The sequence below is a fragment of the Paenibacillus campinasensis genome, assembly GCF_002272015.1.
GTDB lineage: Bacteria > Bacillota > Bacilli > Paenibacillales > Paenibacillaceae > Paenibacillus_AQ > Paenibacillus_AQ campinasensis.
In genome coordinates, this window is the sequence record NZ_NPBY01000064.1 from 1 (window position 1) to 12,145 (window position 12,145).

Annotated in this window: 10 protein-coding genes; 7 read left to right on the top strand and 3 right to left on the bottom strand. The window is 54.0% G+C overall.

Annotated features, from left to right (window positions below; genetic code table 11):
• Window positions 1-47: 47 nt before the first annotated feature.
• Window positions 48-956: a LysR family transcriptional regulator gene (locus tag CHH67_RS19940; protein WP_095267131.1), complete on the bottom strand. Its 909-nt coding sequence runs from the start codon at window positions 954-956 to the stop codon at window positions 48-50.
• A gap of 230 nt (window positions 957-1,186) precedes the next feature.
• Between CHH67_RS19940 and CHH67_RS19945 the strand changes: the two genes are divergently transcribed.
• The 6 genes from CHH67_RS19945 (at window position 1,187) to CHH67_RS19970 (ending at window position 8,383) form a co-directional block, all read left to right on the top strand.
• A complete protein-coding gene (locus CHH67_RS19945) occupies window positions 1,187-2,212 on the top strand; it encodes an ABC transporter ATP-binding protein (RefSeq protein WP_095267133.1) in 1,026 nt (341 codons plus the stop codon).
• Between the two features lie 22 nt (window positions 2,213-2,234).
• Complete coding sequence (locus CHH67_RS19950; RefSeq protein WP_244908268.1) at window positions 2,235-3,329, top strand: ABC transporter substrate-binding protein; 1,095 nt, start codon at window positions 2,235-2,237, stop codon at window positions 3,327-3,329.
• 44 nt (window positions 3,330-3,373) lie between these two features.
• Entirely contained in the window at window positions 3,374-5,059 is a 1,686-nt protein-coding gene (locus CHH67_RS19955) for an ABC transporter permease (RefSeq protein ID WP_095267135.1), read from the top strand.
• Window positions 5,056-6,381, top strand: a complete 1,326-nt coding sequence (locus tag CHH67_RS19960; RefSeq protein WP_095267136.1) for an MBL fold metallo-hydrolase — start codon at window positions 5,056-5,058, stop codon at window positions 6,379-6,381. The genes CHH67_RS19955 and CHH67_RS19960 overlap by 4 nt, the downstream gene beginning before the upstream one ends.
• Before the next feature lie 128 nt (window positions 6,382-6,509).
• Window positions 6,510-7,229, top strand: a complete 720-nt coding sequence (locus tag CHH67_RS19965; RefSeq protein WP_176475591.1) for a GDSL-type esterase/lipase family protein — start codon at window positions 6,510-6,512, stop codon at window positions 7,227-7,229.
• Window positions 7,230-7,402: 173 nt separating this feature from the next.
• Window positions 7,403-8,383 carry a ketoacyl-ACP synthase III gene (locus CHH67_RS19970; protein ID WP_095267138.1) on the top strand — a complete coding sequence of 327 codons (981 nt, stop codon included), beginning with the start codon at window positions 7,403-7,405 and terminating at the stop codon, window positions 8,381-8,383.
• Between the two features lie 172 nt (window positions 8,384-8,555).
• Here the strand turns inward: CHH67_RS19970 and CHH67_RS19975 are convergent, their stop codons facing one another.
• Both CHH67_RS19975 and CHH67_RS19980 read right to left on the bottom strand, forming a co-directional pair.
• Window positions 8,556-9,320: a hypothetical protein gene (locus CHH67_RS19975; RefSeq protein ID WP_095267139.1), complete on the bottom strand. Its 765-nt coding sequence runs from the start codon at window positions 9,318-9,320 to the stop codon at window positions 8,556-8,558.
• An 11-nt stretch (window positions 9,321-9,331) separates the two neighbouring features.
• A complete protein-coding gene (locus CHH67_RS19980; protein WP_095267140.1) occupies window positions 9,332-9,934 on the bottom strand; it encodes a C39 family peptidase in 603 nt (200 codons plus the stop codon).
• 619 nt (window positions 9,935-10,553) lie between these two features.
• Between CHH67_RS19980 and CHH67_RS19985 the strand changes: the two genes are divergently transcribed.
• On the top strand, window positions 10,554-11,888 hold the full coding sequence (locus tag CHH67_RS19985) for an ABC transporter substrate-binding protein (protein WP_095267141.1): 1,335 nt from the start codon (window positions 10,554-10,556) through the stop codon (window positions 11,886-11,888).
• The last annotated feature ends 257 nt before the right edge of the window (window positions 11,889-12,145 follow it).

Sequence of the window (12,145 nt, forward strand, 5' to 3'; positions counted from 1 at the left end):
CCCGCTCAGAGCGTATGGGCATCTCCCCGTAGACTTGTCCCCTCTCGCTACAGCATTCCCTGCTCTGCCTGCGCTCCTGCCTCTCTCAACACCTCGCGGAAACGGCTCATCTGTACGGAAGGCAGCCGATCCGCATTATACACGCTGTAGATATGCCGGAACGCCTGATGCCCCGGGATCGGCAGGATATGCATCCAGCCTTGTTCTTCTTCCCGCCGCACGGCCATCCTTGACATGAAGGAAATATGGTGGCCTAACAGCACCAGCTGCTTAATGGCCTCCAGGGAATCGAGCTCAACCGTGCTGCGCAGCCGAACGCCGTGGCGCTCCACCCATTGATCTGTCAGCTGCCGGGTGCTTGATTCCGTTCCATGAAGTGCGAACGGGGTGCGGGCAATCTGATCAGGTTCCAGCGCTTCCGCTTTGGCTAATGGATGATCGGCCGCACAGACGAGCACCAGATCATCGGAACATAGCGATTCGGCCAGCAGGCTCTGACCCGTAAAGGGTTCCGACGAGATAATGCCCAGATCAATCTGATGGCGGATCAGCATATCGCGGATTACGGGCGAGGGCTTGACGGACAAGGAGATGCGAATGCCGGGGAACTCCTGGGAAAAAGCGTTCAGGATACGCGGAAGCAAGTAGGTCGCCGGCACATAGCTGGCCCCGATGTTCAGCGTGCCGCGGTACAGGCTGTCATATTCCCGGACGACACGCTTGGATTCTTTGGCAAGGGCGTTCATTTTGACAGCATAATGCAGCAAAGCTTGTCCCGCCTCGGTCAGAAAGGTTTTGCCATTACGGGATTCGAACAGCTTCACCTGCATTTCCTCCTCGAGCGATTTCATATGAAATGTCACCGTCGGCTGCTTAATCCCTAGAATGTCCGCAACACTGGTCATATTATGATGGCGGTCGATCAGCTCCACAATCTTCAGTTTCATCAGATTCATCTTTCCACTCTCCCCATGTTCTAGATATGTAGTTGAGCAAGCCGAATTGGACAGGAGTACCAGGTATTCATTTTGTTCAACTTAAATAGATGTCTCACTATAGATTTACTCTATGAATATCAACAGAATTCAAACAAAAAGTTAATTCCGCGTTTACATAAGTCTAATACAATACTTGAACGGAACCGTTACACTGAAATCAGCTTAAAAAGAACAGGCAGGGGATCAAAATGGAGATCGAAATCAAAGGGATCCATAAATCGTTTGCAGGCACGCCTGCGCTGCTGCCGACAGATCTGAAACTGCGGCAGGGCGAATTCACAACCTTGCTGGGGCCTTCCGGCTGCGGCAAGACCACCCTCCTGCGCATGATTGCAGGGCTGGAGCAGCCCGATGGCGGAGAGATTTATTCCGCCGGCAAGTGCATTTACTCCGCGAGCAAGCGAACGGATGTGCCTGCACATAAGCGGCAATTCGGGATGGTGTTCCAGGATTTTGCACTGTGGCCGCATATGACCGTCTTCGAGAATGTCGCCTTCGGCCTGAAAGCCGCAAAGCAGCACAGCGGCCTCAAGGAGAAAGTGACCGAAGCGCTGGCCATGGTCCGGCTGCAGGGAATGGAAGACCGCTATCCCCATCAGCTGTCCGGCGGACAGCAGCAGCGGGTCGCATTTGCCAGAGCGGTCGCAATTCGCCCGGCGCTGGTGCTGTTTGATGAACCGCTCAGCGCGCTTGATGCGGTGCTGCGGGAGGAAATGCGGGTGGAGATGATGTCGCTGGTGAAGGACATGGGCTTAACGGCGCTGTATGTTACCCATGATCAGATCGAGGCGATGTCCATGTCCGATGAAATCGTCGTGATGCGCAAGGGGGAAGTGCTGCAGCGAGGGACTCCGGAATCGATATATAAAGCGCCGAGTCATCCTTTTGTCGCTTCGTTCATCGGCAAGTCGAACTGGCTGGAGCCGGAGCGGGCGATGGTTCGTCCGGAGCAGGTGAAGTGGAGCCGAACCTCAGATGATGACAGAAGTTATGCGGCAACCGTACGTCATGTCAGTTATGTTGGTGAGCGGTATGAGATCCGGCTTCAGGTGGACGGGCTGGATGAATGGACGGTTTACTCGTCGAAGCGAGCAACCGTTCAGGAGCGTGTGGAGCTGTATGTTTCCCCGGAATCCATATGCTGGATGCAGGGAGCAGATATTTCTTCAGCAGTGCAACAACAACCAAACCTGGAGCCTTTAGCTTTAGGTTAACTAATAAAGGGAGATGGTCTAAATGAAAAAGATGGCTTTTCGTAAAAAAGGAACGTTATTGCTGCTGGCATCCGTCATGAGCATCAGCCTGTTCGGCTGCGGCAACGCAACAAGCAACAGCCAAACGATCGAGCCGGCGAACACCGGACAAGCGGCGCCGGAGGAAACGGCAACTCAAGAAGCACCTCAGGAAACCGGAAATGCGTTGGGCGGCAAACTGGTGCTGTACAGTGCCGGTCCACAGAAGCTGGCGGACAACCTGATCAGCGGTTTTGAAGCTCAAACGGGCGTGAAAGTTGAAATGTTCCAAGGGACCACAGGCAAAATCCTGGCTCGCCTGGAAGCAGAGAAAGGAAATCCGGTAGCGGACGTTGTCATCCTGGCTTCCCTTCCTTCGGCCCAATCGCTGAAAGCGGAAGGACTTACAATGGCCTATCCGGATGCCGTGAACAGCGACAAGCTGAACACAGAATGGTCGGATGCGGACGGTCACTATTTCAGCACTAGCGCATCGGCGCTCGGCATTGTCTACAACACGAACCTGGTATCGAATCCGCCTCAAAGCTGGAGCGATCTGGAGCTTCCGGAGTGGAAGGATTCCGTGAACATCCCTGACCCAACGCTGTCCGGTTCTGCCCTTGACTTTATTACAGGCTATCTGAGCGTAAAGGGTGAAGGAGGATGGTCGCTGTTCGAGAACTACAAAGCGAATGGTGTAGCTATGGCCGGCGCAAACCAGGAGGCGCTTGATCCCGTCATTACCGGTGCGAAAAGCATCGTTGCCGCAGGTGTGGATTACATGACTTACTCTGCCAAAGTCAAAGGCGAGCCGGTAGACATCGTATACCCGGCAGAAGGAACGGTCGTGAGCCCTAGACCGGCAGCCATTCTGAACTCCAGCCAGAACGTCGACAACGCGAAGGCATTTATTGACTACCTGCTGTCTGATGAAGCACAGAAGCTTGTGGCTGAAGCATACCTGATTCCAGGTCGCGAGGACGTGGAAGCGGAAGGACGCACGAACCTGAAGGATATCCCGCTTCTGCCTGTAGACTGGGCATGGATGAACGATCATGGGGATGAGACGGCAGCCCGTTTCTCCGAGGTGTTCAAGTAAGCATTAAGAAGCATAGGAAGGCAATGTATGTGAGGTGAGCAGCAGTGAAACCTGTTTTCAAGGACAGCCCTAGCTTCTTTCGGAATATCGGAATTATACTTGCTTTATTTCTACTCGTAATAGGTATCGTCATACCACTGCTGCTGATTTTCTGGCAGAGTGTATCGACAGGGCAGGGTTTGGATCTGCTGGCACCGATACGAACGATTGCCGGACATGATCTGTCCAGCGTACTCTTTCAGACGATATGGCTCGGGGTATGTGTAGTGGCGGGAACCACGCTGCTCGCGCTGCCCCTGGCCTGGATCATGTCAAAGACGAGGCTCGGACAGCATCGATGGATTGATGTGGTGCTCATGATTCCGTTCATGACACCTCCTTATATCGGCTCCATGGGTTGGATTTTGTTCATGCAAAAAGGAGGCTACCTGCAGCAATGGCTGCCGGGCAGCGCCGCACTAAGCGACTCCTTCTTCAGCTTCGGGGGGATGGTGCTGATCATGTGTCTGCACTTGTTCCCTTTCCTCTATTTGCTGCTGCGCGACGCGATCATTCGCATCGGCGGCAATCTGGAGGAGGCCGGAGCGGTGCACGGGGCCAGCAGCGGATATCGCTTCCGAAGAATTATGCTGCCGCTGCTATTGTCTTCGTACGGCATGGGGGCGATGCTGGTCTTTGTCAAAACGATTGCGGAATTCGGCACCCCGGCCACGTTCGGGCGCCGTATCGGCTATTATGTCATGACCTCGGAAATTCACAAGTACATTTCCAGCTGGCCGATCGATTTCGGCAAGGCAACATCGCTGGCCTCGATTCTGCTGTCGGTCTGTCTTGTGATGTGGTATATGCAGTCCACCATTAGCCGGAGGTTCACTTACCGGCTCGTCGGCGGCAAGGGACAGCGCTCGAAGCGATACGCGCTGCGCGGCCTGACGGGTGCAGCCAGCGTGGTGTATCTGGCGTTGCTGCTGATCTTCTCGATAGGCATTCCTTACTTCTCGGTCATCGTCGCTTCCTTGATGAAGCTGCGTGGAGCCGGTCTGGCATGGGATAACCTGACGTTGGACCATTACAGGGATCTGCTGACCTGGGGCTCTGTCAGCATGAAGGCGCTGGGGAACAGTCTGGGCTTGTCGCTCGCTGCTTCCACGATTGCGGTGGTGCTTGGTACCGGATTCGCCCTGGCCGTCGGGAAATCGCAGAAGCGGACACAGCGGGTCATTGACCTGTTCAGCCTGCTGCCCAACACCGTGCCCGGCATCGTCATGGTTGTCGGATTGATTCTGTTCTGGAACTCGCCATGGCTGCCAGCGACGCTGTATAACACCTACGGCATGGTGGTGCTCACCTATGTGGTGCTCTTCCTGCCGTACACGGTGCAGTATGTCAAAGCCAATTTCACGCAAATTGACGGGAGCCTATTCCAGGCCGGGCAAGTATTCGGAGGCGGCCCGCTGCTGATTATGCGGCGGATTCTGCTTCCGCTGATTGTGCCGGGAATGCTGGCAGGGTGGATCATGACGTTCACCATCTCGGTGCGGGAGCTGGTCGGTTCCTTGCTGATTCTGCCTCCTTCGATGCAGACGTCAGCCACGTATATCTTCGCCCAGTTTGAACAGGGGCAAGTATCGCTCGGCATGGCCATGGCTGTCGTATCTGTCGGGATGACCGTGGCGCTGCTGCTCGTGGTTGAGGCGCTTAAATCTAACAGAAAGTGGAATGCATCATGATGAAGCTCAAAGTTTGGGGCGGCGCTGGCGAACACGGCCGCTCCGCTTATGTACTGAGCGGCAGCGATATTCATCTGCTGCTGGACTGCGGCGTCAAAAGAGAAGGCGCCGGGGAGTATCCCCTGATTGAGCCGGAACTGGTGCTCAAGCTGAACGCCGTGTTTCTCTCCCATGCCCATGAGGATCATTCCGTGGCGATTCCGATGCTGTATCGGCTGGGCTATCAGGGTGAAGTGTGGACGACCCGGGAGACAGCGGCTCAAGTGGAATCTTATTTCGAGAGCTGGCGAGCGTTTACGGAGCGCTCCGGGGGGCCGCTGCCCTACGAGGAGGCGGACTATAAAGCGATCCGATATCGTTTCCTTGACGAGGCTGCCGCGAGGCTGACCTGGTTCGAAGTGGTTCCGGGCGTTGAGGCGATGTGGGGGCGCAGCGGGCATATGGCTGGCTCGGTATGGCTGCTGATCCGGGCCGAGGGCAAGGAAATCTTCTATTCCGGAGACTATACGGCCGAGTCCATGCTGCTGGAGGATGACAGCCCGCGGGGTGTCCGGAAGGAAGCGATCTATGCGGACCTGGCGATCATTGACGCAGCCTACGGTACGGATGCCGAGTCACAGAACGACAAGCTGGAACTGCTGGAGAAGACGATCCGGAGTACGCTGGATCAGGGGGGGAAAGTCCTGCTTCCCGTACCGGCAACAGGCCGGGGCCAGGAGATGCTGCTGTGGGCTTACCGGACCTACCGGGACACGCCGATTGTGATCGAGCGCGGATTGCTAAACGGCATGGAGCGGCTGCTCAGCAGTCCGGAATGGCTGCGTGAGCGTGATGGCTATACAGGCCGGGACATGAAAGCTCAGGTCGAGCGGTTTCTCAGACGCGAAGATCTGCTTGTACCGGGGCATGAGGATGACCGAATCCGGCTGCTCGACACGCTGGGAGCCTCGATATGGTTTATTACCGACGGCATGATGCAGTCCGAGCTGGCCCGGTGGTATTATGAACAGCTGCGCGAGGACCCAAGGCATCTTGTATTGCTGACGGGCCACGCTTCCAAGGGCACCTTTGCCGAGCGGCTGCTGCGGCAGCCGAGCGCATACGGCGTCTGTGCGGTGAAGAAGCTCAAATACAAGGTGCATCAAGGCTGCGAGGATGTGCGGCGCATGATGTCAGCCATGCCGGCAAGGCATAACGTGCTGGTACATGCCGTCAAGGAAGAAACAGACCGGCTTCGCAGCCGGCTGCTGGAAGAGGTGGAGGCCGCGCATGATCAAGTGCAGATTCATTCGATGTCGGCCAGTGAAGAATTATGGTTTTAATCGATCGGACCGGGGATGGCAGAAGCCTTCCTGGTCCGATTTTTTTGTTGCGAATCGTGCAGAATTCTCACATGGATTGGAATCTTTGATGTAGAATTAGGAAGAATCTTGAAGCAGGAGGGATGCAAATGGTTTCATCGGACAACCCTAAAGGCACGGGAGCGGCAGGAGAAGGTGAACCGTGGACCGAGCCGGACATGGCACCGGAAGGATACGATGAGAAAAAGCTAAAGCTGTACCATTATAAGTTGCTCAATCGTTTGGCCAAGAAAGGGCAGACGGTGCTGGTCGGCTCGTCGCTGATGGAGTTTTTTCCGATTCATGAGCTGCAGCAGTCGCTAGGACAGCGGTATTGCATTTATAATCGCGGGATCGCGGGGTACGTGACGGAGGAGCTGCTCGCGTCGATGGAGACATGCATTTATGAACTGGAGCCCTCGACCATCTTTATTAACATCGGTACCAATGATATCAGTGCGCCGGATTACACGCTGGAGAAGCTGATTGCAGGCTATGATGAAATATTGACCCGAATTGCATCAAGACTGCCGGATTGCCGGGTGTATGTGATGGCGTATTATCCCGTGAATGCGAAGGATGACTTTCCCTTTGTGTCCAAGGCTCAGATGGAGGAAATCTTTCAGAGAAGGACGAATGAGGCGATCCGGGAGGCGAACCAGGCGCTGGAGCAGTTGGCGGCTCGTCATGGGTATGCCTATATCGATGTGAATGAGGGGCTGACCGATGAGGAAGGGAATTTGAAGAAGGAATATGCGATTGATGGTATTCACATGTTCCCCAGCGGCTATGCGGTTATTTTACATAATATGATGAAGTATCTGGCTTAATATCGTGGCGCCCGTGTGGGGCCACATTAAGCTTCCTCATGTTGTTCCAACTATAAATTAGTAGCAAGTACTAATACCAGGTGTTATAATAGTTATAACTTCAAATTTGAAAATACAAATTCTAAAGTACAGTTTCTCTAAAATATGGATTCCAGCGACAGGAGGCTAGTAGATTGGGCCAGTCAAAATCGAAGATTACAGCGATCGGCACCTGCGTTCCGGAGCGCGTGCTGAGCAATGCGGATTTGGAAAGAATGGTCGATACGAGCGACGAATGGATTGTTCAGCGCACAGGCATGCGCGAGCGGCGGATTGCGGCACCGGATGAGTATGTATCGGATCTGGCCATCAAGGCGGTCCGGGATATGGTCGACCGTTACGGTGTCAATGTCCAGGATGCGGACATGATTCTGGTTGCGACCAGCACACCGGATTATGCTTTTCCCAGCACGGCCTCCAGGGTTCAGGCGAAGCTCGGCATTGCAAGCACGGGCGCACTTGATGTCAATGCGGCCTGCGCGGGCTTTGTCTATGCGCTTCAGATGGCTGACGGTTTAGTCACCGGCGGAATGTATAACAAGATTGTCGTGATTGGAGCCGAGACTTTGTCCAAAGTGACAGATTACACCGACCGAACGACATGTGTGCTGTTCGGGGACGGGGCAGGAGCCGTATTGGTGGAGCGGGATGACAGCGCCGGGGAGTTCATGGCGTCCATCTCGGGCACGTATGGCGAGGGCGGCATTCATCTATACAAAACATCGCTGTCCGAGCAGATGGAAGGTGTCGAGCTGAAACCCGGCAGCCTTGTGCAGAACGGCAGGGAAGTGTACAAATGGGCGGTTCGCAACATTCCGGAAGGCGTGCGGCAGCTGCTGGACAAAGCGGAGCTTTCAGCTGAGCAGGTGGACTGGTTCGTGCCGCACAGCGCCAATCTGCGGATGATCGAAGCGATTTGCGAACGGGGGCTGGTCCCGCTGGAGCGGACGCTGACCAGTGTGGAGTATCGCGGCAACACGTCCGCTGCTTCGATTCCACTGGCACTTCAGCTGGCAGTGGATGATGGCCGGTTGAAGGCAGGCGATGTGGTGCTGCTGTACGGTTTTGGCGGCGGCATGACCTATGCCGGTTCCCTGCTTCGCTGGACCATTTAACGGCCAGGCTTGAGTTTCCCAACGCTTTCAGCAGTCTTTGGCCTGGTGATAGGTGAACTCCATATAGAAAGCATTAAGGGGCTGTCCCGCAGGGGGCAGCCCTATGCTGTTTGCTTGATCGTTGACCGTGCGCTGGTCTGAAGGCAAGGCATGGTGTTGTTAGCCGTCTATTTTATTCTCCTGAATGGTTGCGTTTTGTTAAATACAGCCAGGTGCCACCCACAGCCAGAATGGAGATCCCCGCGTACAGTGCATTCGATGAACGGAACCCGGATTGACTCGGCTCCGCATCCATGAATCCGCCGGAGGCATCCTCTGCCCAAGCGTCTATATCATGGTAACGTTCCATTAACAGGCTTTGAAATTGTTCCTTGCTCTGCGAGCTGCTGAGGCTGTATTTCCCTTCCGTCGGCTCCAGTTTCATGACGGAATTGGTTGGCTCCGAATACACGTAGTACTCCTCGGCCGGGAAGTCATGTACGAGCAATTCGTTCTCCTTGAGATTCAGCAGTCCTCCTGGAAGCTCGCGAGGATACCCAATCTCGGCCAATTCCCAATGTCCGTCTGCCGTTAGTTCTGTCCCGATGGCATTGACCGGCTGCCCGTCTTGGAAAATGACCGCAACCCATTTCGGCTGCCGATTTTCCGTGATGAGGCTGTCCGATTGTCCGAGGGCAAAGTCTGCGTTCAAGCTATAGATGGGATACAGATCGCTAAATGTGATGTTTCCCGGCTCCTCTTTGAAGCCCCAGTCAGCTGGAACATCCGAGAAAACAACGTCCTCGACAATTTGCTGGAAATGGTGCTTGGCAAATTCCACCGCGCCTTCCGGCGGTTGACTAACGCTAGCATCAGCAGCTGCCCCTCCGATCAGAGAGACTCCGATTAATAGAGACAGCAGCGCCAACATCGCTGTACATCGCTGGATGAAAGACATTTAAATCCCCCCTACTTTTTAATATTGTGCACGGTATGCGTCCAGGCAAAGTCCGAGTTGTTCGTCAGTTTCGAATAGGAAGTTGATGATTTGAAGGAGTTGGAATTTCTGATCTTCACCAGGCTTACGTAGTTGCCGGAATTATCATTGAATCCATAAATCACGCTGAGGTGACCGACCCCTGTCTTTTTGCCTTTTCCATCCTTCCATTCTTTTCTCAAAATCATAGGCCTATTATTGTTGATGTCGCTTTTGATGGTGCTGAAGTTCACCGTTCCTGAAGTCGTACCACCACTGGATATTCCGGATTGGGTCATCGCTCTTTTGGATTCACTCAACGTGCCGGGCTTGTTCGGGCAATCCTTAATGTTCTTGCCGCGCTTGACTAATGTGCATTGGGACGGCGCAGATCCCAAGTGGAACTTAATGATGATCTGTGGGGCTGTTACCCAGCACCACTGACTTTTTTCCTGGTCCGTGGCCGTAACGCTTAAGTATTTGCTTGCCGCATGCGCACTGCTGGCTGGCATGATCATGGCCACTACCATGATGGTCAAGAGAACAGAAGTGATTATTTTTTGATACGGGCTAACCTTCGTTTTCCATCCTGTCACAACATTTCCCTCCCACTAGATCCGTATTATGGAGCAAACGTTTAATCCTTTGGACAGTATCGTTTGGAGCGGATGTCGTATGGTGCTTCTGGAAATTATTGCATAACCTTCATTCTTACAGACGGTTATGAATGGCAAATGTTTCACGCTCCTGCTTGTCCGTATGAAAAAAATGTACCGGTCCCATCAATCCCTTGGTTTTACCATTTGTCCCTTGTGTGCGTTTCCTGCCTCCTTTCGCTTTGGATTTTTCGTGCATTTTCCATGGAGAGTTCTACTTCCGGCGCCCCTGAAATTCCGGTGTCGATGTAGCTCTTCAGCGCTTCAACTATATACAACGATGGATGTATTCCGTTTCTGACGCCCAATTCCGAACTTTTTTGTTAAAAAATGAAAAGACCGAGCCTCTTCAAAACGGAGCGGGCTCCGTTAGAGATTCAGCCAAGCATGAGCCTGTGAGACTATGGCATTCCATCAAATCTGCCAGGCGAGAACAGACAGAACCAATCGGTAATCATAATAAATTCAACCATAAATCGGAAGATTGCCTCCTCAACATCGGATGTCACTTTCTTTAGACTTAAAGGTGAAAAATGACAATTTCGAAAGGGGTATAAGCATGAACAGATTCAAAGCGTGGAGCATCATGCTGATCAGCATCCTGATGATCGCCTCGCTGGCTGCCTGCAGCGGCGGAGGGGGAACAAGTACGGGAGAAGGGGATTCACCGGGTACCGATTCGAACAGCAACGGCGGAGCCGATGCCGGGAAAAAGATAGAGCTCTCCTTCTGGTCACTCGGTACGACCAACTATGAGGAGCTGGCGAAGGAATATACGAAAGAGCATCCCAACATCACGATTAAGTTCCAGAATACATCCGACCAGACGGCACACCACAACAATCTGACCACAGCGTTGTCCGCCGGCTCGGGTGCACCGGATATCTTTATGCTTGAAATCGCATTCATGGAGCGCTTTATCAACAACCAGGACAAATTCCATAACCTGTACGATCTTGGCGCCAAGGACATCGAGGGCAACTACCTCGACTGGAAATGGCAGCAGGCGACCTCGGTGGATGGTGCGTTCCAGCTCGGTTTGCCGACAGACATCGGTCCGACCGTCGTGTATTACCGCACCGACCTGGCGGAGCAGGCGGGATTGCCAACCGATCCTGACGCATTCAGCGCCGCGATTGACACTTGGGATAAATTCGCCGCGGTAGCGAACGATTTCAAGGGCAAGACAGGCAAGCCGTTTGCTGATCTGACAGACCTGGTGTACAACGGTGTGCGGGACCAGTCGGCAGACCAGATTTATTTCAGCAAGGAAGACGGCAGCTTTGTGGGGGACACGAACCCGCAGGTCAGAAAGGCCTACGACTTTACGGTCAAAGGCATCCAGGAAGGCTGGATTGGCAACTGGACGCTGTGGTCTCCGGAATGGCAGAAAGCGATCAATGACGGTGAGTTCGGCGTCATGCTCGGCCCGGCCTGGATTGCAGGCACGATCCGAAATGCCGAGGACAGCGCAGGCAAGTGGAAGATCGCCCAGCTTCCGGAAGGTGCAGGCAACTGGGGCGGCTCCTTCCTGACATTGCCGAAGGAAGGCAAACATCCGCAAGAGGCGTACGACTTTATCGCCTGGCTGGTCAGTCAGGAGAATCAGCTGAAATCCTTTAAAGAAAGCGGTCTGTTCCCGTCGATTCCAGCGGTGTACAGCGAGCCGTCCTTCAAGGAGGATCAGGATGAGTTCTTCGGCGGGCAGGTCATCTCCGAAGCTTATGCGAAATCCGCCGAGCGGGTCAAACCGGTCTACTATGGGCCGCTGCATGACCAGACGGATACAATCATCAAGAATGCGCTCAAAAACGTGCTTGAGAAAAAAGCCGATCCGCAAAAAGAATGGGAGAGCGCCATTCAGCAGATCAAGACGCTGGTAGAACGCAGCTAGGCTGATTGCCTGAGGGGAACTGGGCCACAGCCCAAGAACACCCATAGCGCATGTGCTACTCAGCGGAGCGGTACCTGGCCCTGGACAGGATAAGAACTTCGCGCTCTGTCCATGAATCGCGCTGACCCGGCTTCGGTGATCCATCGTGAGCCTCGAATCCGGTCAGAACCGCAGGTTCAGGTCCGGCCGGGAGATCGCGTTCCCATTGCTTGATCTATCCATTAAATTACGTTTGCCATATGGTCCGAATCCGGGAC

Excerpts from the sequence above, each read along its gene's own strand:
- CHH67_RS19960 (WP_095267136.1), top strand. The coding sequence starts at position 5,056 with ATGATGAAGCTCAAAGTTTGGGGCGGCGCTGGCGAACACGGCCGCTCC.
- CHH67_RS19950 (WP_244908268.1), top strand. The coding sequence starts at position 2,235 with ATGAAAAAGATGGCTTTTCGTAAAAAAGGAACGTTATTGCTGCTGGCA.
- CHH67_RS19940 (WP_095267131.1), bottom strand. The coding sequence starts at position 956 with ATGAATCTGATGAAACTGAAGATTGTGGAGCTGATCGACCGCCATCAT.
- CHH67_RS19965 (WP_176475591.1), top strand. The coding sequence starts at position 6,510 with ATGGTTTCATCGGACAACCCTAAAGGCACGGGAGCGGCAGGAGAAGGT.
- CHH67_RS19985 (WP_095267141.1), top strand. The coding sequence starts at position 10,554 with ATGAACAGATTCAAAGCGTGGAGCATCATGCTGATCAGCATCCTGATG.
- CHH67_RS19945 (WP_095267133.1), top strand. The coding sequence starts at position 1,187 with ATGGAGATCGAAATCAAAGGGATCCATAAATCGTTTGCAGGCACGCCT.
- CHH67_RS19975 (WP_095267139.1), bottom strand. The coding sequence starts at position 9,320 with ATGTCTTTCATCCAGCGATGTACAGCGATGTTGGCGCTGCTGTCTCTA.